Raw genomic sequence first — 24,732 nt, 5'->3', positions numbered from 1 at the left:
TTGACCGAACTCATTATTGTACACACACTATATCAAATGGACATCACTTACGATTCCGTCAAGCATGATCGCAACATACGCGAACGAGGGCTGTCCTTCGCACGGGTTGCGGAGGTCGATTTCAATACTGCGCTGATATTCCCGGACACCCGGAAGGAGTACGGCGAAACCCGCTACATCGCCCTATGCTATCTGGATGGCCGGTTGCATGTACTGTGTTTTACCGAGACCGGGATGGGAATACGGGTTATCAGTTTCCGCAAGGCGAACGCAAGAGAGGTAAAAAGACATGGCAAGCCGCAAACCATTGATTGACGAGGACGGCGAAGTCCGTGAACTGACTGCCGAAGAGTTGGCAAAATTCAGGTCCGCCACCGAAGCGCTGCCACCATCGCTTATCAAAAAGCTTGGGGTACGCGGGCGCCCCAAGTCGACGGTCACCAAAGAGCGCATTACCATCCGCTTATCCCGTGAGGTGGTCGAAACCTTCCGTGCAACCGGCGAAGGCTGGCAAACCCGTATGGACGAAGCCTTGCGGGAATACGTCAAAGAGCACCGTTTGGGCTAACAGCGGCAAAGGGGACGCTATGCAGCAGCTTGAATACCGGTACCCGGTGCAATCCGTCGTCGGTTGCGGGAACAGCAACCAGGTGAACATTGGTTGGTCATGAGCACAAAGAAAGGGTAGCGTCCCCAATGGCCCCCAATGGCCCTAATGGCCCTGGCCAGACCGAGTCGAACCTCGCGTGGTCAAGCGACGACCCAAGCAACACGCACTGCTGACGCAACCCCGTCATATTCTCAAAGCCACCCTCCTCAAACAGCGGCAGGCGCTTTATGGGGAGGGCTTAAGGTAGTGCCATTGGGTAGCGTCCCCTTTTACCTTCTTTACCGGAATTCCGTATCGAGCGATTACGGAATTACCAGCACCCAGTTGTAGCCGGCGTTTGCACCCCAGTGTTCGACAAGGTCAAGGTTCCGCAACTGTCATTGGCTTGGGCACCTGAAGGCGCAGCCTGCAAGGTAAAAACCGTAGCCGTGGGCACCACGGAGAAACTGATGTTGTACTTTATCGCACCCCCGCTCGCTCCCTTGGGCGACACATTGGACAACAGTGCACCGTCTTTATAGGTCCCGTTGGTCGTGAAATAACGTTCCATGAACTGCGCCGTTTCCGTCAGGACGGCCTTCGCCTCGGCACGGTTTGCCCGCAGCACATATTGCGTATAGGACGGATAAGCGATTGAAGCCAGTATTCCGATGATCGCAACCACAATCATGAGCTCAATCAGCGTGAAGCCGGAGGCCTGTTTACGCGCGCAAAAAGCGCGACCCTCGTTCTTGTTTTTCATGCCTGTCCTTTCGATCATCGAATCGGCCATTACTGAAGTTGCCGCCAGGAGCTACGCGGATTGCTCGTTCCGGATTTTTCAGTGATGATGCTAATCCCCTTCTTGATATCAGAATTGAATTTGTACTCCTTGGCCCCCGCGGTGATGACGGTAGGCTGGTTGAGCGACATCGACCCCGACGCCTTGCCTGCAACAGGGGATTTAATATCATTCCCCTTATTGTCTTGGCCGATGACGACGTAGTCGCCTTCATTGAACAATCCATCGCTGTTCATATCCAGGGCGCTGTAGGTCAGATTGCCCCCGGTTGCGGCGTCCAACTCCATCAACCAGCCGGTTCCACCCAATACACAGGGATCGGCTGACGGAATGGAGGTGTTGAAAATCACCCGTCCGAAGCGCAACAAGGGAACGCTCAGAACTCGCTCGCCCTGTGCCGTTCCCGAAGGCGGAAGCAGGTCCAGATACCATCCCTGTTGAGATTTCCAGTTCACAGTCCCATCATTACCATCGAAGACCACACGCGCATTCGCGTCTTCATAACCAATGGATTGCTTGTTCAAGCTGGTAACTACTTTGTCTTCGTCCAGCAACCCGTAAAACGTTTGCACCGTCTTGTTGGTCTCGTCCCCGTTAAGCAGGTAGCGCCCGGTACCAAAATAGACCATGGCCTTGCCCGAGGCATCAGAAGGCACTGGGCCCACCTCCACCGGCGCGGTAATGGGCTGCCCCGACGCCGTCGTAAACATGGGTTTACCACCCGCTGCAAAACCCCAAACGCTGTTCGTTGCTGAGGTGACATCCCACTTCCACAACTTTCCTTGCAGGTCACCGGCATAGATCGCATCGGTGATGCGGTCGCCGTCATAATCGACGAGGCTGGGGGTGGACATGCCGTTCTGAGTGGCACTGGTCGTGCAGGCGCCTACCCCCGTGTCAAAGAACTTCACATTGGAAGGCGCGTCGATCTGCACCATGAACAGGCCGGACCTGCAGTTCGCGCTGCCATAGCCGTTGCCGAATACCGCGTAGTATTTCCCGTCCTTGAAACGGCCGACCGACGCGCTGCCCACGGGGTAGCCCATGTCGTTGGGCGTACTACTGGCACTCGTCCCGTCAAACTCCCACAGCACATTTGACTCGCTGAAGGCCGTGTCGGGAGTGGAGATATCGAGTGCGAACACGCCGCGCCCACCCGCGCCCAGCGGGGTGACCAGTACGGTTTTCCAAGCGCTTCCGCCATAGTAGACGTCGCCCACGGTCGGCGCGCCATCCACGTAATACTTATGGCTGTAGTTCGGCTTCGTCAGACTGGGCAGATTGGCATAAATCAGCCCCGGCACGTAGGCAAACAGCTCGCTGCCATCGCTGGTCTTGAACGCGTGGAGCATGCCGTCATTGGCCCCCACGTAGATCACCGGTGTCTTGCTGCTTTTTCCTTCAATGTAAGTTACGTATTCTGTTCCTTCCGTACCACTCAACTTGTCATAGCCAAAATTTTCCTCGCTTACGAACAGCGGGTCGGAGTTGACGATATCGCCCAGCAGGGAGGTGCGGGTGCGGAACGTGCCATTCACCTTGTTCTGCTCCTTGCTCTGGTCACCGCGCAGGTAATTCAGCTCATTTTCCGAAATCAGGGCCTTTTGATCGGCACTGATGCTCCCCCAGGCGAAATCCACGCCGACCGAACCATTAAAGGTCTTGATGTTGCGGCTGGCTGCAGCCGGAATTTTGGTGCTGGCCTTCCACAGCGAGTCGCCCAAAGTACCATCTGACTTGACCGCAAAGGCCTCCAACTCGCCGGTCCAGTTGCCTGAGTCGAAACTTGCCTGATAAATGGCGGTGCTGGTATCGAGCTTTTTGGAGTTGGTGGCGATCGACGCGGCCGACGAGCTGCGGCTGATAATGTTGTTCACCATTTCCTGCATGGCATCGCTGAGCGATTTGGGATCTTCGGCGCTGAAGAACAGGCCGCGGCCATTCAGGGCGGCATGCCAGAGGTCGGCGACGTTCCCAGGCTTGTCTGTGCCGGTGACGGGCCACAATGGGTTTAGTGTGCCAGAAGCCAGGTCAGCATAGCTTCCCGTATAGGTGTTCCCTGCCCAAGTCAGTGCTGGGTCCAACTCGGGTAAGGTGGTGGTCAAGCCCAGTCCAACGGTATAAGTCACCATGTGCTGCCAACTGGCAGGATCGTTCTTGGGGTTGAAATAATCTGCTGTGGGGATGGTTTTGCCATCTTCAACCAACTTGTCCAGCGCACGCGGGCTGCGCGGAACGTTATTGGTCAGATCAGTGCGCAGGTCGTTGGCCCAGTAATAAAAAGCAACGTCAGCCAGAGAATTTGAATTGTCATCTTTAAAAGGCGCGGATGGAGAGTAGCTGGTGCCATCTGGCAAGGACTTGGCTGTGTTATCCACATTGTCGCTCACCCCGCTCGCATTGCTTCCATTCCATATCCCATCCGTCATCATGATGGTGTAATTGGCGCGGCAGGAATGCTGCGTTCCCTCTTTGACCTGGGGCTCCTCTGCATAAGGGTTATTGGTTCCGCTCGTTGTGCTGTAATACGCCCCAACCCGGCCCAACGCCGCGCGCAAAGGCGTGCTACCACTCGCAGGCAACTTCTCCAGCCATTTGTAGAAATTCTCTTTGTGGTTACTGGCGCTCAAAGCGCGTATGCGGTGATCCGTGGAAATGTTGGTATCCCAGCCGTTACAACTGCTGGAAGTAAAGTTATTGCAACTGCTCAGCGCCTGCCATGCCAGACGCATGGTGCTGGGCAAGTTGTTAAACGCGCGGGTGGCCGCGCTGACGGTGGCAAGGTTGCGTGTGCGATAAAAGGAATACCAGTTGGCAAAATTCTGCTGCTCGCTCGCGCCGATGATCGCTGTATAGACGTAGCAGGCTTCATTGGTCTTTGAAGCCACGGTGCACCCTGCTGTCCCACCCGTCTCATAGCGGTAATAGTAGGCCGGCACATTGACCGTATCGCTGCTGAATTGTTTACTTGATCCACTGTCGATATCGGGGTGCCTGGCATAGCACTGCTTAGATTTGGGCTGGAATCCTAATGTGGGCTGATAGGCGCTGGCCAGATTGACCGGGGTGGATCCCGTATCAAAACCATTGGTATAGGCGCTGCTGAATGTGGTGGAGTACGGGGTCCCGTCGTATTTCAACGGTACCAGGTAGGTAGTAGTCGGATTGTAGTACTGGGTGTTGTAATCGCCCGACAGGAAATATCTCTTGGTTAGAGGACCGTCCTCATCGTATTTATAAAGAAGTGGATAACTGCATCCGCTGGTTACCTTCGCATTTTCAACCATTTTGTCCGGCACGAAGCCCCATGCCATGGAACCCGAGTCATCCAGGGTCACCACCAGGTTGGGCGCGACCCCTCCCGCCAGGTACAGGGGCGCGGACGGCAGCGCAATCGGGTCCACTGCCTGGGCGTGCAATGCGGGCAAAAGCAGGGCAGCCACAAGGCTGAAAGACTGGATTGGATGGCGGGTTTTCATGAAAACTCCTTGAGCATTGCTGCCTGGCTACTTAAATACTTCTGCGGAAAGTGGTTTGCAAAATGACGCTTGAGGTGCCGTCGGTGCCGATGCCGCGTGTCGTGATGCGAAAGACCTCGCCGCCGCTGAGTGGCTTCGCCACCAGACTATCGTCGCCGCCACTGCCCGATCCTGCCGGCAGCGCCTCGACGACAAAGCGCGCTTCCTTCACACCGGCGAGGTTTCCGCTGTATGCAACCGACTGCGCGGCCCAGTTATGGGTGCTTTTCCAGTAGTCGGCCGAAGCCCCATTGTCCAGTAGCGCGTAGTAGCCCACCGTGCTGCCGTTAAAGGGTGGCAGGCTCGCCCCGCTGAGCACGACTTCGGCCGCGCGCACAGCCGCTTCCGCCCCCTGAAAAGCCGCATCGCGGCTGCGCGAATTGCCCGCCATGCGTTCTTCCAGCGTGGTCGACTGCATGGCGGTGACGGCGATCAGGGTCAGCATCACCAGAAAAATCAGCCCGGTGATGAGGGCCACGCCAGCCTGGCGCTGTTTTCCGTTTTTTGATGGTTTGATGCGCATGGGACTGTCTCCTACTGCGTTCTGTTACGCACACTGACGGTGGTGGTGAACACCTGGCGCAGCCGTTGATCCGGTGCATCGACCAGGGCGCCGTTGTAGTTGTATTTCTGTTTGGACGTGGCGACATTGTCGTCATTGCCGGCCACCAGCAGGCTGATGCGCACTGCTGCCACCTGGCTCCAGTTGGCGACCGCGTTCGCAGCCGAATAGCTTTCTACGATCCCGTTCGAATCGGCATCGATGCCATACAGGATTTGCATGTTCTCTACGCCTTCCGCGATCTCCGCGGGATTGTCCCCGCCGGCGGGTTTGTAATTGTCGAACTGCCACAATGCAGGCCTGCCGCTGGCGCCGTCGCGAATGAAATAGCTCTTGCTCTGCATCTTGATGATTTCGCCACCGCTTGCAGAATAATTCTCGACCAGGTCTTTGGTGGAGTTGCCCGGCGCAGCCGGACCGACACCAGCACCGGTGTTATGAACAACGTTCTGACCGGCGCCATTGACGTTCATGTTGGTGATCTGGAATACGGTGGCGGCCTTGCAGTTTGTCACCATGACGATGTCATTGATTGCCAGGTCATTTGGCGTTGTTACCTTGAGATCCGCAGATGAATTGCCGGGCTGCTTGCTTACCGTCGTGCCGCTGCCGGTCGCACTGCGCAAGATGATGGCATCGGTTCCTGCCAGGAGGCTTAAACCGCTCAACCCTCCCGCATCCGTTGGCAAGGCAGGCGTCCAACTTGCGGCTCCCCCATCGTAACCATTGATGGGAAGGCCAAAGTTATAGGCGGATTCGGTTCCCTTATTTAGGGTATTGTGAAAATCACCGCTCGAACTCGCGCACCCCCGATAGCCTGCCATGCGGATATCGCGCGCGATGATTTCCAGCGTGTAACGCGCGCTTTCCTGCATGCGGGACAGATTGTCCATGCTGCGGAATGCCTGGCGACTTTCGATATACAGATAACCGATTCCAGCCAGAACGATGAAACCGATCGTCATGGCGATCATGAGTTCCACCAGCGAAAAACCCCGCTGTCTTTCATACGGCATCAACTGGGCGGCTGTTTTCATAGTTGCGAATCCACAATGAATTGTTCGGCAGCGATCCCGCCTGTGCCTCTCGTGTCGTTCCACTGGACAACGATCCTGACGACTCCACCTGCCGCGACTGCAATCGAACCGTCACCTGCTGGCAGCGTGTTGGTCAATGCGGTATCCCACTCGTCAAGATCGTCCTTCGCCAGGGCGCTCCCGCCGGGGGCCGCGCTCAAGGCAAGGTTATAGCCGCCTGCCAACGCAACCTGACGATTCGCACGCATCCGGTCGAGCGCGTCATAGGCCAGCCAGGTTGCTTGGGTGCGCTGGTAGGCACTATGCGAGTTTTTCAGGCTCGATGCCATCAGACCCGCCAATCCGAGCAGGCCGATGGACAGCACCACGACGGCCACGAGCACTTCAAGCAGGGTAAACCCTCGCATGGAATGTCTGACATCACGGGTTTGACTACTAATCATGGACACGCTGTTGCCCCCTTTTGCACATAAGACCGGCCCATTGAATTGATCACAATGCTGCGCGCCTCGGCCGTTCCGCGCTTGTCACATAGCCTGAACGTATCGTTAAACCCTGTTGCAAACCCGGAGGCCGCGAACGTAACCCGCAAGTCTTTTCCAGTGTTGAGCGTATTACCGCTATTAAGCGCTGGCCAAACTCGCAGAACCGCCTCGCCAGCGTTAACCACTCCGTTTCCATTCGCATCGGCAAACACCAGCCAGCCGGTGGACCAATTCGTGGAACCGGCGCAGGCCGCCCCACCATTGGTGGAGCAGACCGTTGCGGGGGCGGCACGTTTGACCGCCTCGCTACGGGCGTAGTTGAGCGCAGTTATCACCTGATTGGCCTGCGCGGTGATGCGGCTATTGAGCACCATGTTTTGGTAACTGGGGATACCAATCGACAGAAGAATGCCCAGCACCGCAATGGTGACCATCAACTCGATCAGCGTGAATCCGGTTAGTTTGGTCGTCATGTTTTTCACGATTGTTTATGCGCTCCAACTTAATCCATTCAACCGCACAGACACCAGCGTCTGCTGACTGGTGGCCTGTTTGTTAGAATGAACGGCAATTTCGGGCTTTTTCATTGACACAAAACATTCTTGTTATCGGCGCTAGCGTCTCGGGCTTGAGCGTGGCGCTGGCTTTATTGCAACGCGGCCACCGGGTGACCATGCTGGAACGCGGCATCGTGGGCGGCGAGTCGTCGTGGGCGAGGGGCGGCATTCTCTCGCCGTTGCTGCCGTGGGGTTACGCGGAGCGGTTTCGGCGCTGGCCTTGCGGTCGATAGCGGGCTATGCGGACTGGGTGGCGGGAATCGAGGCGGTATCGGGACACATCGCTAAAATGGCAATCCAGAAATGCCCGCTTAATCAATACGCTGGATTGCTTCGCTGCGCTCGCAATGACAAATTAATCAGCGGTTCCTTAGGCAGCCTGCGCCACTTCAACATAAGTGCTTTTTGATGCAGGCGGCGGGATTTGGAGTCCGCCGGCTCTCATATCTTCAAGATGAAACCGGATTGCTTCTTCAATAAGCGAAAGCGCTTCTGCTTCCGTTTCGCCTACGGCGATGCAGCCAGGCAAATCCGGGACAAAAGCACCGTAACTAGAAGAGCCTTTTTCAATAACGACCATGTAGCGCATGGAATTACTCCTTTAACCCAGCTTGGTTGAGCGCACTGTTTAATGTACCGGGAGGGACATCCACGCTCGGTTTGCCAGCAACGGTAACGGTACCCGGTTTCGTAGTGTGGTGTAATTGGCGATGGCTACCGCGTTGACGCACTACGAGCCAGCCATCTTTTTCCAGCAACCGCAATAACTCAGATACTTTCATGCGCAAATATTACGCCTGTAACTGAAGAATGCCGAACCCTCTAATTATCGGTGCGGGCGTCTCCGGCCTTAGCGCCGCACTGGCTTTGTTGCAGCGCGGCTATTGCGTGACGCTGCTTGAGCGCGGGGCTGTGGGCAGCGAATCCTCTTGGGCGGGGGGCGGAATTTTGTCGCCGCTGCTGCCGTGGGATTACGCGGAGCCGGTTACTTCGCTGGCCTTGCGGTCGATGGCGGGCTATGCGGACTGGGTTGCGGACATCGAGGTGATATCGGGGCGCGATGCGGAGTTTTGGCGCTGCGGCATGCTGGCGCTGGATGTGGCTGATCCGGAGCAGGCGCTGGCCTGGTGTGCTGCGCACGGGATGATGGCGGAGCGGGACTGCCTGGACACGCCGCATCTGGCGCCCGCCGTGCCGAAGGCAATATTGTGCAACTCAATTTCCGTCATTGCGAACGCTGTTGCCTTTAGACGCGAGGCCGAAGGCCGCAGCGGGAAGCTACCCAGCGTGTCAGCGGAATCAAAGGCTTCTGGATCGCCACGTCGCTTCGCGCCTCGCGATGACGGAATTGTTCAGTGTGTCCCTAAAGAAAACTGCATCTGGCTGCCTGGCATCGCGCAGGTGCGCAACCCGCGCCTGGTGGCGGCATTGCGCGCGGCGGTGGTGCAACTGGGCGGGGTGATACGCGAACAGTGCCCGGCCACCGGGGTGCTGACGCAGGGCGGACGGGTGACGGCAGTGCAGACGGCAGCGGAGACGTTCCCGGCGGACGCCGTGGTGCTGGCCACCGGGGCGTGGGCTGGGCTGGGGCTGGCCGGGCTGGCGGCCATGCCAAAAATTCGCCCGATTCGCGGCCAGATGCTGCTGTTCAAGCTGGAACCGGGCGTGCTGGACACGATTCTGTATCGCAACGGGCTGTATCTGATTCCGCGCCGCGATGGTCATGTGCTGGTGGGCAGCACGCTGGAAGACGTCGGCTTCGATAAATCGACCGACGACGCGACGCGCCAACGCCTGCACCTTGAGGCCGCCGAACTGCTGCCCGCGCTGGCCACCATACAGCCGGTGCAGCACTGGGCCGGGCTGCGCCCCGGTTCGCCGGACAATATCCCGGTTATCGACCGGCATCCGGATTTCGAGAACGTGTTCGTCAACACGGGGCATTACCGTTATGGGGTGACGCTGGCGCCCGCCTCGGCGGAACTGTTGGTTGACGTGATGGAAGGCCGAACACCCGCCTTCGACCCTGCGCCTTATCGCTGGCAGGCCGCGCTTGAACGCAGGTGGGCTGAAACTCTATAGTGCGCCGCCACGCATCCTGCCATCGCAAGATGTTTAACCCATATGGCTATGTCACTGTTGGTTGTTGGGGTCATGTCTTGCCCCCTGATGAAGCCCCTGTCCTTCGGCATCCCGCAGGCGCCGCCGTAGGAGCGGCTTCAGCCTCGATGCGCCGCAAGACGCAAAGGGCAAGTGCTCGACAAGGCCTCGCCGCCAGGGGGCTGTTGTAGGAGGCCCGCTCCCGAGCCGAAGCCGTGGAGGTTGCGACGGTGCGCAAATCGGGGCGAGGGCGCCCCTCCTACACATCGCCATAATGCCCGCTGTTGTAGGAGGCCCGCTCCCGAACCGAAGCCGTGATATTTCAGCGGTGCGAAATTCGGGGCGAGGGCGCCCCTCCTACACATCGCCATAATGCCCGCTGTTGTAGGAGGCCCGCTCCCGAGCCGAAGCCGTGATATTTCAGCGGTGCGAAATTCGGGGCGAGGGCGCCCCTCCTACACATCGCCATAATGAACAATCTCGGTTTAAACTTTGCGCCACCCAAGTCCATGTAGCGCCTTCATGCCCCACGCTCTCGCCCGTCTGTCGCTTAATGAACACAATACCGGGTTCGATCTGGCTCGCTCGTCCAAAGCGCAGCTGACCCATACACGGGATGAGCCATACAAGGATACGGGGCGGTTCTTTGTCTGAATCGACCGGGGTGCATCCGCCATTGGTCATCTGGATCGTCAGTGATGGCAAGCCGGGCCACGTGAACCAGTCGCTGGGCCTGGCCGAGGCGTTGGCGCGCGCGACGCCGACCGAGATTCATACCCGCCCCGCCCTGCCGGCCTGGCGCGCCTGGCTGTCGCTGCTGCTGAAACGCTTACCCGACAACACGCTCCCCAAACCCGACCTGATCATCGGCGCGGGCCACGCTACCCATATGACGCTGCTGGCCGCTCGCCACGCGCACGGTGGACGCGCCGTGGTGCTGATGAAGCCGAGCCTGCCGCGCCGCGGGTTCGATCTGTGCATTCTTCCCCAGCACGATGGCGTTGCGGCGGATGCGCACACGCTGGTGAGCGAGGGGGCGCTGAACCGCATCCGCCCATCGATGACCCGTGATTCAAACCATGGACTGTTCCTGATCGGCGGCACGTCGCCGCATTTCGAATGGGACAGCGACGCCGTGCAGGTGCAGATCAAAAGCATCCTCGCGCGCACGCCGGAAACGCACTGGACGCTGACCACTTCGCGCCGCACCCCGGCGGATTTTCTGGCGCTGCTGCCGCAACATTCCAATCTGAGCGTCGTCCCCCACACGGCCACCTCACCCGGCTGGCTGCCCGAGCAGCTGGCCCAAAGCAGCACGGTGTGGGTGACGCCTGACAGCGCCTCGATGGTGTTCGAGGCGCTGTCGGCGGGTGCCGAGGTCGGCGTGTTCGATCTGCCGGTCAACCCGAGAAGCCGCGTCGGCCGGGCGATTGCGCACCTTGCCGACGCGCAGCGCATTACCCGCTTTGCAAACTGGTGCGCCCACGGCACCCTGCACCCCAACACGCACCCGCTGGCCGAAGCGGATCGCTGTGCCGACTGGATACTCAAGTGGCCAAGGACACGCTGATTTATTCGTCGTTGCGGGAAGCTCAGTGTTTTCCCGTATGAATGGTTCAGCATGCGCATGATTTTTTCGCATGCGGCGCGACTTCGCACCACATTCGCCTAAAAAACCCCACGCACGCTGCCTGATGAAATCTTTCCATCCCTCGTTCTTCGTCCTCATCGCGCTCATCGGCGGGCTGGCCATCTTCAGTTCCACGCTGTCGAAAACCCCGGTGCTGCCGTTGTTCGCGCTGTCGCTCAACGCCACGCCGGCGGAAATCGGCTGGATCGTCATGGCCTCGACGATCCCCGGCATTCTCATCAGCTACCCCGCCGGCGCGCTGTCCGACCATCTGGGCAAGCGGCGCATGCTGCTGGCGTCCTTGGTCGTGTTCGCCACCGCGCCCTTCCTGTATCTGGTGATCGAAACCGCCTGGCAGCTGATGGCGGTGCGCTTCTATCACGGCTTCGCCACCGCAATTTTTGGCACGGTGGCGAGCGCGGCGATTGCCGAGCGCTACAGCGCCGACCGCGCGGCGCGGCTGTCCACCTATTCCTCGGTCACCATCGTCGGCCGCTCGATCGCGCCGTTTCTCGGCGGCACCCTGATCTCGCTGGCGAGCTTCGGCGCGGTGTACATCGCCTGCGCGATCGCCGGCGTGCTGGCGCTGGGCGCGGGGCTGCTGCTGCGCGACGACACGCCGCCAGCCACCTCGAAGAAACGGGAGCTGCCGCATTTCTGGGCCAGCCTGAGAACGGTGCTGCGCGACCGCGGCATCATGCTGGTGAGTCTGGTCGAGGCGGCGCAGTACCTGGTGTTCGGCGCGATCGAGGCCTTCCTCGCCCTGTTCGCCGCCTCGCTCGGCATTCCCGCGTGGCAGATCGGCATCATTCTCGGTGCGCAGCTTCTCAGCATCGTGTTCGCCAAGCCGCTGATGGGTCGGGTGTCCGACCACGTGGGACGCCGCCGCGTCATCCTGCCGGGCCTCTTGATCGGCGCGGCGAGCGTCGTGCTGCTGCCCTATTTCCCCAGTTTCGTCGGCCTGTCGGTGCTGAGCCTCGCGTTCGGCCTCGGCTTCGCCACCGTCACCTCGTCCACCGCCGCGCTCGTCGCCGACCTCACCAAAGACGGTCACTACGGGAGTTCAATGGGCGTGCTGCGCACGGTGATGGACGTCGGCCAGTCGATCGGCCCAGTGCTCACCGGCTTCATGGTCGGCGTCGCCGGCTACGCCAGCGCCTTCACCCTGCTGGCGGCGATCCTGGTGACGGCCGCGCTGATGCTGGGGCTGCTGCTGCGCGACGCGTAATACCACCTGCCGGTCATTGCGAGCAAAGCGAAGCAATCCAGTACGCTCGCTTATCCACAGGCGCCGAACACACCAAGCTGGCCCAGTCGGCTATAGTGAGGCAGCCCTTTTCTGCCAAGGAGACTTCCATGCGCATCCGTACCCTGCTCGCCCTGCTGGCATTTGTCCCAGCCTGTTTTTTGCTCCCCGCCGCCGCCGATTCAGCCGTCGACCGCACGCCTGCTGCTATGCAGCAAAAACCGATTTCAACCGAAGCCTGCCTCGCGAATGCCAAGGGCATGCAACTCGCCCAGATCCAGACAGCCTGCTGCAAGGCCCACAAAGGCATCTGCGGCTGCCGCGCCGGCAAGATCGTGTGCTGCGACAACTCCACCAGCAATGATCCGGGGTGTACGTGTCATGGGGATGAGGGTGTGGTCGAATAGCAGGTGTTGCGGGAGACCGAAATGGCGCACACAACTGGCAAGACCAAGACCATGCCCTACAGCCTGGCCGAGCAGTTACGCACACCCGAGGAAATTGCGGCCTACCTCGACGCCTGGCTTGCTGAAGCGGCTGACGATGCCGCGAGCATTGTCCGCGCCTTGAGTGATATTGCACAGTTGAAAGATATGTCGCACGTAGCACGCGACGCCGGACTCAGTCGGGAAAGTCTCCACAAGGCGCTCAGTGAAAACGGCAACCCGAGCTTTGCGACCGTGCTCGAGGTTGCGCGAGCGCTGGGGGTGAGGCTGCATGCGGAAGCGGCTTGAGACGCCCGCTACGCGCGTCGAAACCAGATTGTGCGCCTCTTGTACCTATTTACATTTAACGCGATACGTTATATGTTGAATGCATGATTCTGTCATTCAAATGCGCAGACACCCAGGCCTTGTTTGCTGGCACTACGGTCAAACGCTTCGTGAATATCAGGACTGTCGCCGAACGCAAGCTGCAGATGCTGCACCGGGCCGCCCAGCTGGAAGACTTGCGCGTCCCCCCGCAGAACAGGCTGGAAAAGCTCAAAGGCGACAGGAAGGGAACCTGGAGCATACGCATCAACGATCAATGGCGTATTGGCTTTCGGTTCGAGAACGGCAACGCTTATGACGTGGAAATCGTCGATTACCACTGACAGGAGACCAAGATGTCGATTGTGAACGGTATGCGCCCGATCCATCCGGGCGAAATCCTGCGCGAGGAGTTCATGGTTCCGATGGGGCTATCGGCCAGCGCGCTGGCCATCGCCCTGCGCGTGCCCGCGCCGCGCATCAACGATGTCGTGCGCGAGCGCCGCGCCGTTTCCGCCGACACCGCCCTGCGCCTGGCCCGCTACTTCGGCACCAGCGCCGAATTCTGGCTGGGCCTGCAGTCGGACTACGACATGAAAATCGCCCTGACCGAGAACGGCGAACGGATCAAGCAGGATGTTTCGCCGATGGAGCGGGCGGCGTGATCATCGGCGGTGAAACCGTGATGTCCTGATTGGTCACGCGGGGTAGCCCACTCAGTCCTCATGCCAACTCAGATTCATAAGCTTGAGGCTCATGCAGTTCACCTCCTTGACGCATTCATCCAGTTGCGCGAGAGATATGCAATGCTTGAGCCGATGCTATTCAGCAAAACGGTTACCCGTGAGCGAGGCTCGGGACGACAAGCGCGAGGTTTTCGTGTTCTCAAACATTCTCTCTTTCTGTCGTGCGCTCAAGATATAGCAAAGCTGACGCTCGACGATGACGAAAGAACACCGAGTTTGAGCAATCTCGTACGCGCCTTGACGGACGAGACCGTGCAAACGGTTCTTCGAGAGCGATTCGCCGTATGGAAGATCCCTTCGATCGAAGAGGAAACAGAGCCGGAAGTAATTGAAGCTCTTCGTCGGATGGAACAGCGCGAAGAGGCAGAGCGGCGTAGCCAGTTTGGCCAGCTCTACTGCGAAGCGACAGAGCTATGGGCTCAGCTATCAACGAGTAAGACGCTCAAGGCCTTCCGAACAGTTCGTGACAAGGTGTCCGCGCACACCGAGGTGAGGTTCGCCATAGACAAGTACCAGTTCGTTGATATTGGAACACTAGGGAAACACTGATTAATTCGATATAACCGTCATTGCGAGCGAAGCGCGGCAATCCAGCGCATTGATTAAGCAGGCATTTCTGGATTGCCGCGTCGCTTCGCTCCTCGCAAAGACGGATTAATCAGCGTCTCCCTAGGCATCAAGTGGGGTGACCTGCGCGCCACGATTGAACGAATGCAGAGGCTGGTAGAACTGGTTGGTCTGCTTATTCGTAACACTGGATTCGCTTGGGACATGCTCGATGATCAACTGTCGAAGGCGAGCCAAGGATTCTGGGCGTCGTCTCATGCTGCCAGCTAACGTCAGACAAAACAAGCTGGCGCAACTTACTTACTCGCCGCCACCCAAACCCCACCCCACCCCGCCTCCGGCGGCTTCTGCCTAAACACCGCAACCCGCGCCAGCATGACCTGGCTGGGGCGATCGTCCGGCGCATACGTCAGGCATTCGCGGAACGCCGCTTCGGCCGCATCCCAGTCCTGCGCGCGGTAGCGCGCCAGCCCGGCTTCGTACGCCTGGATTCGTTGTCGGCCGCTTTCGCTCAATTCGTCTGCCATCCCCAGCAACTCGAACACCCGCACCGTTTCCTGCTTGCCGGCGACGCGCAGGCTGTCGATTTCGCGGAAGGCCAGTGTGTCGCCGGCGAGGGTACGCGTCGCCTCACTGACCAGGATGCGCGTGCCGTAGAATTTGTTGGCCTGCTCCAGGCGTGATGCGAGGTTCACGGTGTCGCCGATGACGGTGTAGCCGCGCGAAGTTTCGGAACCGATGTTGCCGACGGTGACTTCGCCGCTGGCAATGCCCATGCGGACGTTGACCACGGGCAGGTTGTCGCGGACGCCGAACATTTCGGGCAGCCAGGCACGGAAGGCTTCCAGCCGCGCCATCTGGTCGAGCGCTGCGATGCAGCCGAGGCGCGCGTGGTCGGCGGGGTCGGTGAAGGGTGGGCCCCAGAAGGCCATGACCGAGTCGCCGATGTACTTGTCGACGATGCCCTGCTGGCTGCGGACGACCTCGGACATCATGGAGAAATAACGGTTGAGGAAGCGCACCGCGGCGTCCGGCGTGAGGCCTTCGCACATCCGTGTGAAGCCTTCCAGGTCGGAGAAGAACACGGTCATCACCTGGCGTTCGCCCTTGTCCTCCCCGATGCGGTTTTCCAGCAGGGTCTTGACGATGCGCGGGTCGACGTACTGGCCGAAGGTTGCGCGGATGCGCTCCTTCTCGCGCAGGCCGACGACCATGTGGTTGAAGGACGTGGCCAGCGTGGCGATCTCGTCGCGCGATTGGACCTAGATTTCAACCTCCAGGTCGCCATCTTCCACCGCGCGCGTGCCGCCCAGCAGGCGCTTGATCGGTCCGACCAGCGAGCGTGTGAAAAAGACCGCGGAGAGGAAGCCGAGCGCGGTGGCGAGCGCGGTGATGATCCAGTTAAGCGTGGTGGCGCGTTTCTCCTCTTTCTTGGCCTCGGTAGCGGTGTCCTGGGTCAGCTTGTTGAGAATGTCGATGGTCTTGCCGATTTCGATGTCGACGGTGTCCTTCTCGCGCAGCAGGGTTTCGCGGACGATTTTTTGCGAACGCGGGGTGCCCTCCTGCGCTTCGATCTGGAACAGGCGGAAGGTCATGTGAAAGTGCTGGCGGGCGGTCTGGATCGCGGGCAGCTGCTCGCCCAGCACGGCGAGCGTGGGGCGGTCGAGTTCGATGTCCTTTTGCGCTTGGGCCTCGCCCAGCATGCGCAGCGAGGAATCGACGATCTGGTCGGCGTTGACGCCGCGCATGTCGAAGCCGTTCGATTCGTTGGCGAGAAACTCCGGGTCGGGCCTGGCCACTTCCATGCCCGCCATCACCCGCTCCATGTGCACGATCTGCTGGCGGATGAGGATTTCGACGCTGGCCACCTGCTGCTGCAGCGGCAGGTACCAGTCGGACAGCGCGCGTACCTGGTTGTTGAGCTGGCGGAAGTTGAGCACCGACAGCCAGGTGACGACCACCATCAGCACCAGCAGGGCCATGGTGATGCTGAATATTTTCAAGCTGATGGGCAATCGCATGGGGCTCTCCGCAAAAACGCCGACTCGTCATCGCGAGGCGCATAGCGCCGTGGCGATCAAGAATTTAATCATTCCGCATGCAGTCTAGATTGCTTCGCCGCGTTTATGTACTTCGAGTGCGCGAAATGACGATTTCACGTGCGCTACAGCAGCGGCTTCAACGGTAGCAACTGCCACAACCGCACCCGCCCGCGTTGGGTCAGCGGCACGTACTGGTCGGGTTCTTCCGCCGCGCTCCAGCTGTTGTCCGGGTGCATATCGGCTTCCATGATCGCGCGCAGCCGCTGCGCCAGCCCGGCGTGGTGCACGATCACGCCGACTTCGGTGTTGAGGTTTTCCGAGCGGGGATCGAAGTTGAAGGTGCCGATGTAGGCAGTCATGCCGTCGACCACCATGCTCTTGGCGTGCAGCGCAAACAGCGGCGGCGTCTCGGGCGGGTTGGCGCGCGACATCAAGGTGCTTCGGTTGACGGGGTCGGGTTTGTATTCACGGATATCGAGGCCCATTTTCAGCAGCTGTTTGCGCTGGTTGCGGTAACCGGAGAAGGCCTGCATGTTGTCGGTGGAGGCGAGCGAGTTGGTGAGGATGCGCACCTTGACGCCGCGCGCGACGGCGTCCTTGAACAGCGCCTTCGCCTTGTTCGACATCACCAGATAGGGCGACTGGATCACGATCGACTCCTGCGCGCCGGACACCAGCTTCGCCAGCGCGTCCGTGCTCTGGCCGCCGCCGCCCAGGCTCCAGCGGCGGCCGTTCTTGCCCGGCATGTCGTGAATGAAGTCGACCCGGCCCCAGGCCATGTCGCGCGCCAGGCGCTCGAAGGCGGCGGGCGTGGCCGCGATGGCCGCCTGCACTTCCGGCGCGAAGTTTTCCGGGTGCTGCGCATAGGCGTGCAGCTCGCAGTAGACCTGCTGCACCTCGGCATCGGCCACCTTGACGTTCTTTTTCATCAGGCCCAGGCCGTCGAAGCGCGATTCCACCGGCACCGCGAGCGGGCTCGCCCAGAAGGCCTCGAAATTCGCCCGCATCGCCTGCGCCGCCGCGCCTACCACCAGCGCGTCGCGGTCGCGGAAGGTGTATTCGCGGTCGTAATCGAAGTACTCGTCGGCCATGTTGCGGCCACCGGTGATCCCGACCTTGCCGTCGACGATGAAGGTCTTGTCGTGCATGCGCTGGTTGACGCCGCGGAAGTCCGTCACCACGTTGAGCGCGCGCTTGTAGAACGGCGTGCCGACCTGGTGCTTGGGGTTGTAGATGCGGATGTCGACATTGGGGTGTCTGGCCAGCGCAAGCAGCGTCTTGTCGGGCGCGTCGATCAGCAGGTCGTCGACGATGACGCGCACCTTCACCCCGCGATCGGCCGCACGCAACAGCGCCTCGGTGGCAAGGATGCCGATGTTGTCGCTGCTCCAGATGAAGTATTGCACCTCGATCGACTGCTGCGCGTGGTCGGCCAGCCAGGCGCGCGCCAGCAGGGCCGACGCGCCGGTATCGAGCACGTAGATTCCCGTCTCGCCCGGGTGTGCAGCGATCTGCTTGTCGATGAAGGCCATCGGCGACGCGGCGGCCATGGTCGGCCCGGATACGCACGGCAGCAGCGCCAGCAGTCCGGCCGCGATGAAACGTTTTGCCCTGTTCATGTTGTGTCTCCCCGGTATGCGCAGTCCGGCGACGCCATCGCGCACCGCGCGCTGGTGCGATTGTAGCGGCACTCGCCTGGTACGAAGCGATACAAGCGCATGGTACTCACGCACCCGCGCGGCAATATGCCGCACGGCGGACCTCGCCCGCATCCCTACAATGTGCCGGACAAAAAAAGGGGGAGACACCGATGAAGACATTACCTGCGCTGGTGCTCGCCGGATGCTGCGTGAGCGCCGGTGCGCACGCGAGCTGCGGCGCTGCATTCTGTTCCGCATCGAACGACTGGCTGTCGCTGACCCAGGGGGTGACGCAAGGCTGGCGCGTCTGGGGCCAGATGGAATATCTCAAGCAGGACCAGCTGAAAACCGGCACGAAAAAAATCGATGGAAACACGGTCAGTTCACATCACGTAGAAACCAAAACGGTCAACCGCAATGCACTGCTCGGGCTGGAAGTCGGGTTTTCACCCGAGTGGAGCGCCGGCCTGGTGCTGCCCTATTCGAACCGCGACCACCTGCACATTCACCACCATCACGGGGCGCAGATTCCGGAAGCCTGGCGATTTGACGAAATCGGCGATGCGCGCGTGACATTGCGTCACCGGCCTGCCGCGCAGCATGCAAGCGAAACGTCGTGGAGCCTGCAGGGCGGGCTGAAGCTGCCCACCGGCAAAATCGATGTCCGCAATGCGGAGGGCGACGAGGCGGAGCGCAGCGTTCAGCCTGGTAGCGGCACCACCGACCTGCTGCTGGGCGGCGGACTGGCCTACGCGCCGATGTCGATGACCGGCAGCCTGTTTACCAACCTGACGCTGCAGGCGCCGCTCAACCAACGGGACGGCTACCGGCCGGGCTGGCGCGCCAGCGTGCAGGCGGGCTGGCAGATCCCGGTCGGCGGAAAACTGGATCTGATCCTGCAGGGCACCCTGCTTCATGTGGGACGCGACCGCGGCGCCAATGCGGAGCCGGACGACAGCGGACGCACCGAAGTGGCGCTGGTTCCGGCCCTGTCCTATGCCTGGTCGAGGAAGCTCTCCGTCTACGGCCAGCTTGAACTGCCGGTCTACCAGAACGTGAACGGGATTCAGCTCACCCACGACTACGCGGTATCGCTCGGGCTGTCCTTGACGCTGAACTGAGCGTGCTTGTTGCGGCTTCAGCCGCCGCAAGCCCCGTTTGCCCGTGCGGGTAGCGTAGGGTCAGCCCGGCACCACCGGCGTCGCGCTCGCGACGCCGCCGCACAGCGCGCGGTGGCGCAGTGCGTGGTCCATCAGCACGATCGCCATCAGCGCCTCGGCGATGGGGGTGGCGCGAATGCCGACGCAGGGATCGTGGCGGCCGTGGGTGACGACCTCGATCGGCTGGCCGTTAAGGTCGATCGAGCGGCCGGGCAGCCGCATCGACGAAGTGGGCTTGATCGCGATGTGGGCGACGACGGCCTGGCCGGATGAAATGCCGCCGAGCACGCCGCCGGAATGGTTGCTCAAAAAACCCTCGGGGGTGATTTCGTCGCGGTGCTCGGTACCCTTCTGCCGCGCGGCGTCCATGCCGTCGCCTATTTCCACGCCTTTCACCGCGTTCAGTCCCATCAGCGCGTGAGCGAGGTCGGCGTCGAGCTTGTCGTACAGCGGCTCGCCCCAGCCGGGCGGCACGTTCTCGGCCACCACGCTGATCCTGGCGCCGACCGAGTCGCCGGATTTCCTGAGCGCGTCCATGTAGGCCTCGAGCTCGGGAACGATCGCGGCATTGGGCGAGAAGAAGGCATTGTTGTTCACTTCGTCCCACGATACGAAGGGAATGTCGACCGGGCCCAGTGCGCTCATGTAGCCGCGAATCACGATGCCGTATTTTTCCTTGAGCCATTTCCTGGCGATGGCGCCGGCGCCGACGATGGGCGCGGTCAGCCGTGCCGATGAGCGGCCGCCGCCGCGCGGGTCGCGGAAACCGTATTTCTGCGTATAGGTGTAGTCGGCGTGGCCGGGTCGGAAGGTCTCGCCGATGTTGCCGTAGTCCTTGCTGCGCTGGTCCTCGTTGCGGATCAGCAGCGCGATCGGCGTGCCGGTGGTCTTGCCTTCGTACAGGCCGGAGAGGATTTCGGCAGTGTCGGATTCGCGGCGCTGGGTGACATGGCGCGAGGTACCCGGCTTGCGACGATCGAGATCATGCTGGATGTCGGACTCATTGAGCGCCATCCCGGGCGGACAGCCGTCGACCACGCAGCCGATGGCGGGGCCGTGCGATTCGCCGAACACGGTGACACAGAACAGTTTGCCGAGGGTGCTGCCAGACATGGGAATAAGCCGCGAAAAGAGCCGAAAGAATGCGCCGAAGTCTAGCACAGGCGTGGCTTTGGCCGCCGCCGGCGCGGGTCGCTGAACTTGCTGTCACAAGACCGTTCTATCCTTGACTGTTACCCTGAACCCAACTCAACAAAAAGGACCGCCCATGAATGCCGCCCAGCACGTCACCACCCTCGGTCAAAGCCTCTGGCTCGACAACCTGTCGCGCAGCCTGCTACGCGACGGCACGCTGGCCGGACTGATTGCGGAGAGCGGCGTGTCGGGGGTGACCTCGAATCCGTCGATTTTCCAGAACGCGCTGGCCGGCAGCCCCTATTACGCCGATGACCTGGCTCGGCTGAAGGCCGGCGAGCTGGACGCCGAGCAGCGCTACGAAGCACTGGTCATCCCCGACATCCAGGCCGCCTGTGACCTGCTGCTGCCCACCTATGAAGCCAGTGGTGGCAACGACGGCTACGTCAGCCTGGAAGTCGCGCCGCGCTGGGCCTACGATGCTGCGCATACGGTGAAGGAAGCGCAGCGCCTGTCCGCCGCGGTCGACCGCCGCAACCTGCTGGTCAAGGTGCCGGGCACGCCCGAGGGCCTCAATGCGTTCGAGGCGCTGACCACGCTCGGCATCAACGTCAACGTGACCCTGCTGTTCTCGATTGCGCAGACCCGGGCGGTGTTCGATGCCTATATCCGCGGCCTCACCGCGCGTGCCGCAGCCGGTGGCGACGTGCGCCGCAGCAAGGCGGTGGCAAGCCTGTTCCTGTCGCGCGTCGACACCCTGGTCGACAAGCAGCTGGCCGCCATCGGCACGCAGGAGGCGCTGTCGCTGCGCGGCCGCGCCGCGGTGGCGATGGCCAAGCTCGCCTATCAGGCTTATCTGCAAACCTTCCACGGCGAAGCCTTCGCCGCACTGGCGCAACAGGGCGCAACGCCGCAATATCTGCTGTGGGCAAGCACCGGCGTGAAAAACCCGGACTACCCCGACCTGCTGTACGTCGAACCGCTGATCGGCGGCGAAACCATCAACACCCTGCCCGACAAGACGCTCGCCGCGCTGGTCGAGCATGGCAAGCCGGCGCTCACCCTTGCAGCCGGAGCGGACGAGGCCGCCGCGCAGCTTGCCGCGCTCGCGCACCTGGGCGTGAGCATGGACACCGTCGGCGAACGCCTGCAGGTCGACGGGGTGGACAGCTTCGAGGCGTCGTTTACCCAATTGCTCGAACAGACCGCGTAGGGCTGTTGCGCGTTGTCGCCACGCGGCCGATGCGGCATCATCGAAACCGGGGCTTCGCACCCGCTACCGTTCACATGTCAGAATAAGGATTCGCCATGAAAGCTCGTGCCGCCGTTGCCTGGGAAGCCCAGAAACCGCTGTCGATCGAGGAAGTCGACGTCGAGGGTCCGCGCGAAGGCGAGGTGCTGCTGCAGGTCGTCGCCAGCGGCGTCTGCCACACCGACGCCTTCACCCTGTCGGGCGACGATCCGGAAGGGGCGTTCCCCTGCATCCTCGGCCACGAAGGCGGCTGCATCGTGGTGGAATGCGGCCCCGGCGTGAAAACGCTGAAGCCGGGCGATCACGTCATCCCGCTCTACATCCCCGAATGCGGCCACTGCGAATACTGCGCCTCGCCCAAGACCAACCTGTGCCAGTCGATTGCGTCCACCGTGTGGACCGGCTACATGCCCGACGGCACCCGCCGCTTCTCGAAGAACGGCAAGCCGATCTTCCACTACATGGGCTGCTCGACCTTTGCCGAATACACGGTGGTGCCGGAAATCGCGCTCGCCAAGATCAACCCCGCCGCGCCGCTGGACAAGGTGTGCCTGCTCGGCTGCGGCGTGACAACGGGCATCGGCGCGGTGCTGAACACCGCCAGGGTCGAACCCGGTTCGACCGTCGCCGTGTTCGGCCTCGGCGGCATCGGCCTGTCGGCGATCCAGGGCGCGGTGATGGCGAAGGCCGGCCGCATCCTCGCCATTGACCTCAACTCCGACAAGTTCGAGATGGCCAAAGCCCTCGGCGCGACCGATTTCATCAACCCGCGCGAGGTCAACGGTTCGATCTCGGAATACATCCGCGACCTGACGAAAGGCGGCGTCGACTACTCGTTCGAATGCATCGGCAACGTGAACGTGATGCGCGACGCGCTCGAATGCACGCACATGGGCTGGGGGGTGTCGACCGTGATCGGCGTCGCCGGCGCCGGCAAGGAAATCTGCACCCGGCCGTTCAACCTGGTGGTGGGGCGAACCTGGAAAGGCTCCGCGTTCGGCGGCGTCAAGGGCCGCAGCCAACTGCCGGGCTACGTCGACAACTACCTGGCCGGCAAGATCGAACTGGACAAGCTGGTCACCCACACCATGCCGCTGGAAGACATCAACCGCGCGTTCGACCTGATGCACGAAGGCAAGAGCATTCGCTCGGTCATCATTTTCTGAGGTCGGTGATGAGACAAGTTGAAAGAATCAAGGAATTCGGCGGCTGGCTCGAACGCTGGCAACACGAATCCGAAACCTGCCACTGCACGATGACCTTCTCGGTCTACCTGCCGCCGCAGGCGGCCACGCAGAAGCTGCCGGTGGTGTTCTGGCTGTCGGGGCTCACCTGCACCGACGACAACGTGCGGGTGAAGGCCGGCGCGCAGCGCTACTGCGCCGAGCTGGGGCTGATCCTCGTCATGCCCGACACCAGCCCGCGCGGCGGCGACGTGCCCGACGTGCCCGAGCGCTACGACCTCGGCCAGGGCGCCGGCTTCTACGTCAACGCCACCCAGGCGCCGTGGTCGACGCACTATCAGATGTACGACTATGTCACTCGCGAACTGCCTGCGCTGGTCGAGGCAAGCTTCCCGGTGATCCCCGGCAGGCGCGCCATCAGCGGCCACTCGATGGGCGGTCACGGCGCGCTGATCTGCGCGCTGAAAAACCCCGGCATGTATGCCTCGGTCTCGGCCTTCGCGCCCATCTGCAATCCGGTGGTCAGCTCGTGGGGACAGGGCTGCTTCGGCGCCTATCTCGGCGATGACAAAAATGCCTGGGAAGCCTGGGACGCCACCTGCCTGATCAAGGTCGGTGCGCCGTTGCCGTCCGCGCTGATCGACCATGGCACCGCCGACGAATTTCTGGCCGAACAGCTGTTTCCGCAGAACCTGCAAGCCGCCTGCACCGCGCGCGGCATTCCGCTCACGCTGAGGATGCAGGACGGCTATGACCACAGCTATCACTTCATCGCCACCTTCATCGGCGAGCATCTGGCGTTTCATGCACGGGCGATGGCGTCGTGAAAGCGGATCGACGGCGCTACGCCCGGTACCGCGCCGGATCAAGCAAGAACAATTTATATCCCGCATAAAAATCTTGAGTGGACAGGCGGGGTTGCCGGGAACACGATTACTCTATTACCCATCCACACCACGAATCAGGTGTGCGTGGCATTCAGGAACCATGGAAAGGAGACCCGCCATGACCACAACGTATACCCGTCTGCCCTCCCGCAATCTCGACAAGATCGCCGGCCTGCTTCGCCCCGCCTGTGTGTTACCGGAGCGAGTCGGGCTGGATAATCCGGCGCTCGACGTGATGACCGATTTCCGCCGCCTGACCGCCTTCATCGCCACCCCCGGCGACACCATCAAGCAGGCGGAAGAGCGCATGATCCGCCGCAAGGTGCGCCTGCTGTTCGTCATGGATAGCGAGGATCGCGTCGCCGGCCTGGTCACCAGCACCGACATTCACGGGGAAAAACCGATGCAGGTGGTGCAAAGCCACGGCATCCGCCGCGACGAAGTGCTGGTGGCCGACATCATGACCCCGGTGGAGCGCCTGGAAGCGGTCGACTTCGACGACATCATCCACAGCCGCGTCGGCCACGTGCTGGAAACGCTCAAGGCACGCGGCCGTCAGCACGCGCTGGTAATCGAAAATGTGGACGGCCAGCAAATGGTGCGCGGCCTGCTGTCCCTGTCGCAGCTGAGCAAGCAACTGGGCGTCACCGTCGAGACCACCGAAGTGGCGAACACCTTCATCGAAATCGAGCAGCATCTCGCGCACGCCTGAGCCGCCGCGCCTGCGGCTGCCCGCAGGTGCAGCGCCCGCATGGCTTGCGGTGCCGGTTCGGGCTTCACGCAACATCCAAGGTTTTCCCGCACGGCTTCTTGTGCTCAAATCCCGGACTTCCGGGCGCGTC

Annotated in this window: 28 protein-coding genes; 16 read left to right on the top strand and 12 right to left on the bottom strand. The window is 61.3% G+C overall.

From position 1 onward, the window contains the following. A partial coding sequence (locus tag ABW22_RS15050) for a BrnT family toxin (RefSeq protein ID WP_237763371.1) occupies positions 1 to 315 on the top strand: 315 nt, incomplete at its 5' end. Next, the gene (locus ABW22_RS15045) at positions 290 to 568 is read left to right on the top strand and encodes a BrnA antitoxin family protein (protein ID WP_059758598.1); all 279 of its coding nucleotides are present in this window, start codon (positions 290 to 292) and stop codon (positions 566 to 568) included. The genes ABW22_RS15050 and ABW22_RS15045, both read left to right, overlap by 26 nt. 352 nt (positions 569 to 920) lie before the next feature. Here ABW22_RS15045 and ABW22_RS15040 read toward each other — a convergent pair whose 3' ends face one another. Genes ABW22_RS15040 through ABW22_RS17775 form a run of 6 tightly spaced genes read right to left on the bottom strand, consistent with a single transcriptional unit; the run spans position 921 to position 7,466 of the window. Beyond that, positions 921 to 1,352, bottom strand: coding sequence for a type IV pilin protein (locus tag ABW22_RS15040; RefSeq protein ID WP_059758669.1), 432 nt, complete (start codon positions 1,350 to 1,352; stop codon positions 921 to 923). Positions 1,353 to 1,381: 29 nt separating this feature from the next. Next, positions 1,382 to 4,870: a pilus assembly protein gene (locus ABW22_RS15035; protein ID WP_082708930.1), complete on the bottom strand. Its 3,489-nt coding sequence runs from the start codon at positions 4,868 to 4,870 to the stop codon at positions 1,382 to 1,384. 31 nt (positions 4,871 to 4,901) lie between these two features. Then, positions 4,902 to 5,432, bottom strand: coding sequence for a pilus assembly PilX family protein (locus ABW22_RS15030; RefSeq protein WP_082708928.1), 531 nt, complete (start codon positions 5,430 to 5,432; stop codon positions 4,902 to 4,904). Positions 5,433 to 5,443: 11 nt separating this feature from the next. Next, complete coding sequence (locus ABW22_RS15025) at positions 5,444 to 6,508, bottom strand: PilW family protein (RefSeq protein ID WP_059758588.1); 1,065 nt, start codon at positions 6,506 to 6,508, stop codon at positions 5,444 to 5,446. Further along, complete coding sequence (gene pilV, locus ABW22_RS15020) at positions 6,505 to 6,951, bottom strand: type IV pilus modification protein PilV (protein ID WP_059758586.1); 447 nt, start codon at positions 6,949 to 6,951, stop codon at positions 6,505 to 6,507. The genes ABW22_RS15025 and pilV overlap by 4 nt, the downstream gene beginning before the upstream one ends. Continuing rightward, positions 6,948 to 7,466, bottom strand: a complete 519-nt coding sequence (locus ABW22_RS17775; RefSeq protein WP_059758582.1) for a GspH/FimT family pseudopilin — start codon at positions 7,464 to 7,466, stop codon at positions 6,948 to 6,950. Before ABW22_RS17775 ends, pilV begins: the two co-directional genes overlap by 4 nt. Positions 7,467 to 7,627: 161 nt before the next feature. Between ABW22_RS17775 and ABW22_RS18150 the strand changes: the two genes are divergently transcribed. Then, positions 7,628 to 7,783, top strand: a complete 156-nt coding sequence (locus ABW22_RS18150; RefSeq protein WP_237763374.1) for an FAD-binding oxidoreductase — start codon at positions 7,628 to 7,630, stop codon at positions 7,781 to 7,783. Positions 7,784 to 7,920: 137 nt separating this feature from the next. Here the strand turns inward: ABW22_RS18150 and ABW22_RS16925 are convergent, their stop codons facing one another. Together ABW22_RS16925 and ABW22_RS16920 are read right to left on the bottom strand one after the other, a co-directional pair. Next, positions 7,921 to 8,139: a type II toxin-antitoxin system HicB family antitoxin gene (locus tag ABW22_RS16925; protein WP_082708924.1), complete on the bottom strand. Its 219-nt coding sequence runs from the start codon at positions 8,137 to 8,139 to the stop codon at positions 7,921 to 7,923. A 4-nt stretch (positions 8,140 to 8,143) separates the two neighbouring features. After that, a complete protein-coding gene (locus ABW22_RS16920) occupies positions 8,144 to 8,332 on the bottom strand; it encodes a type II toxin-antitoxin system HicA family toxin (RefSeq protein ID WP_082708922.1) in 189 nt (62 codons plus the stop codon). Between the two features lie 28 nt (positions 8,333 to 8,360). On the opposite strand from ABW22_RS16920, the gene ABW22_RS15005 reads away from it, so the two are divergent. From ABW22_RS15005 to ABW22_RS14970, 8 genes are all read left to right on the top strand, one after another. After that, complete coding sequence (locus ABW22_RS15005) at positions 8,361 to 9,632, top strand: NAD(P)/FAD-dependent oxidoreductase (protein WP_059758575.1); 1,272 nt, start codon at positions 8,361 to 8,363, stop codon at positions 9,630 to 9,632. A 664-nt stretch (positions 9,633 to 10,296) separates the two neighbouring features. Continuing rightward, complete coding sequence (locus ABW22_RS15000) at positions 10,297 to 11,220, top strand: mitochondrial fission ELM1 family protein (protein ID WP_237763370.1); 924 nt, start codon at positions 10,297 to 10,299, stop codon at positions 11,218 to 11,220. Between the two features lie 124 nt (positions 11,221 to 11,344). Continuing rightward, the gene (locus tag ABW22_RS14995; protein WP_059758569.1) at positions 11,345 to 12,508 is read left to right on the top strand and encodes an MFS transporter; all 1,164 of its coding nucleotides are present in this window, start codon (positions 11,345 to 11,347) and stop codon (positions 12,506 to 12,508) included. A 128-nt stretch (positions 12,509 to 12,636) separates the two neighbouring features. Further along, entirely contained in the window at positions 12,637 to 12,933 is a 297-nt protein-coding gene (locus tag ABW22_RS14990; RefSeq protein ID WP_059758567.1) for a hypothetical protein, read from the top strand. A gap of 21 nt (positions 12,934 to 12,954) precedes the next feature. Next, positions 12,955 to 13,260 (top strand): addiction module antidote protein, encoded by a 306-nt coding sequence (locus tag ABW22_RS14985; RefSeq protein ID WP_059758666.1) that lies wholly within the window; start codon positions 12,955 to 12,957, stop codon positions 13,258 to 13,260. Between the two features lie 83 nt (positions 13,261 to 13,343). Beyond that, a complete protein-coding gene (locus ABW22_RS14980; RefSeq protein WP_059758564.1) occupies positions 13,344 to 13,622 on the top strand; it encodes a type II toxin-antitoxin system RelE/ParE family toxin in 279 nt (92 codons plus the stop codon). 12 nt (positions 13,623 to 13,634) lie between these two features. After that, positions 13,635 to 13,943, top strand: a complete 309-nt coding sequence (locus ABW22_RS14975) for a HigA family addiction module antitoxin (protein WP_059758560.1) — start codon at positions 13,635 to 13,637, stop codon at positions 13,941 to 13,943. Positions 13,944 to 14,003: 60 nt separating this feature from the next. Beyond that, the gene (locus ABW22_RS14970; protein WP_082708920.1) at positions 14,004 to 14,573 is read left to right on the top strand and encodes a hypothetical protein; all 570 of its coding nucleotides are present in this window, start codon (positions 14,004 to 14,006) and stop codon (positions 14,571 to 14,573) included. A gap of 314 nt (positions 14,574 to 14,887) precedes the next feature. Here ABW22_RS14970 and ABW22_RS18145 read toward each other — a convergent pair whose 3' ends face one another. The 3 genes from ABW22_RS18145 to ABW22_RS14960 form a co-directional block, all read right to left on the bottom strand. Continuing rightward, positions 14,888 to 15,805, bottom strand: a complete 918-nt coding sequence (locus ABW22_RS18145) for an adenylate/guanylate cyclase domain-containing protein (RefSeq protein WP_237763369.1) — start codon at positions 15,803 to 15,805, stop codon at positions 14,888 to 14,890. 48 nt (positions 15,806 to 15,853) lie between these two features. Beyond that, on the bottom strand, positions 15,854 to 16,612 hold the full coding sequence (locus tag ABW22_RS18140) for a hypothetical protein (RefSeq protein ID WP_237763368.1): 759 nt from the start codon (positions 16,610 to 16,612) through the stop codon (positions 15,854 to 15,856). A gap of 143 nt (positions 16,613 to 16,755) precedes the next feature. Further along, on the bottom strand, positions 16,756 to 18,252 hold the full coding sequence (locus ABW22_RS14960) for a phospholipase D-like domain-containing protein (RefSeq protein ID WP_059758556.1): 1,497 nt from the start codon (positions 18,250 to 18,252) through the stop codon (positions 16,756 to 16,758). A gap of 191 nt (positions 18,253 to 18,443) precedes the next feature. Between ABW22_RS14960 and ABW22_RS14955 the strand changes: the two genes are divergently transcribed. Continuing rightward, positions 18,444 to 19,394: a transporter gene (locus ABW22_RS14955; protein ID WP_157648669.1), complete on the top strand. Its 951-nt coding sequence runs from the start codon at positions 18,444 to 18,446 to the stop codon at positions 19,392 to 19,394. Positions 19,395 to 19,454: 60 nt separating this feature from the next. On the opposite strand, the gene aroC is transcribed toward ABW22_RS14955, so the two are convergent. Further along, complete coding sequence (aroC, locus tag ABW22_RS14950; protein ID WP_059758548.1) at positions 19,455 to 20,546, bottom strand: chorismate synthase; 1,092 nt, start codon at positions 20,544 to 20,546, stop codon at positions 19,455 to 19,457. A 154-nt stretch (positions 20,547 to 20,700) separates the two neighbouring features. Here aroC and tal point away from each other — a divergent pair, with 154 nt between their 5' ends. The 4 genes from tal (at position 20,701) to ABW22_RS14930 (ending at position 24,602) form a co-directional block, all read left to right on the top strand. Continuing rightward, positions 20,701 to 21,780 (top strand): transaldolase, encoded by a 1,080-nt coding sequence (gene tal / locus ABW22_RS14945; RefSeq protein WP_059758545.1) that lies wholly within the window; start codon positions 20,701 to 20,703, stop codon positions 21,778 to 21,780. A 95-nt stretch (positions 21,781 to 21,875) separates the two neighbouring features. After that, positions 21,876 to 22,985, top strand: a complete 1,110-nt coding sequence (locus tag ABW22_RS14940) for an S-(hydroxymethyl)glutathione dehydrogenase/class III alcohol dehydrogenase (protein WP_059758542.1) — start codon at positions 21,876 to 21,878, stop codon at positions 22,983 to 22,985. Between the two features lie 8 nt (positions 22,986 to 22,993). Continuing rightward, positions 22,994 to 23,830, top strand: a complete 837-nt coding sequence (fghA, locus tag ABW22_RS14935) for an S-formylglutathione hydrolase (RefSeq protein ID WP_193393314.1) — start codon at positions 22,994 to 22,996, stop codon at positions 23,828 to 23,830. Between the two features lie 178 nt (positions 23,831 to 24,008). Next, complete coding sequence (locus ABW22_RS14930) at positions 24,009 to 24,602, top strand: CBS domain-containing protein (protein ID WP_059758535.1); 594 nt, start codon at positions 24,009 to 24,011, stop codon at positions 24,600 to 24,602. Positions 24,603 to 24,732: the final 130 nt, after the last annotated feature.

The organism is Thiobacillus denitrificans, assembly GCF_001530125.1.
Lineage (GTDB): Bacteria > Pseudomonadota > Gammaproteobacteria > Burkholderiales > Thiobacillaceae > Thiobacillus > Thiobacillus denitrificans_C.
The sequence above is the reverse complement of the archived record's forward strand: the minus strand, read 5'-3'. Positions and strand labels throughout refer to the sequence as shown.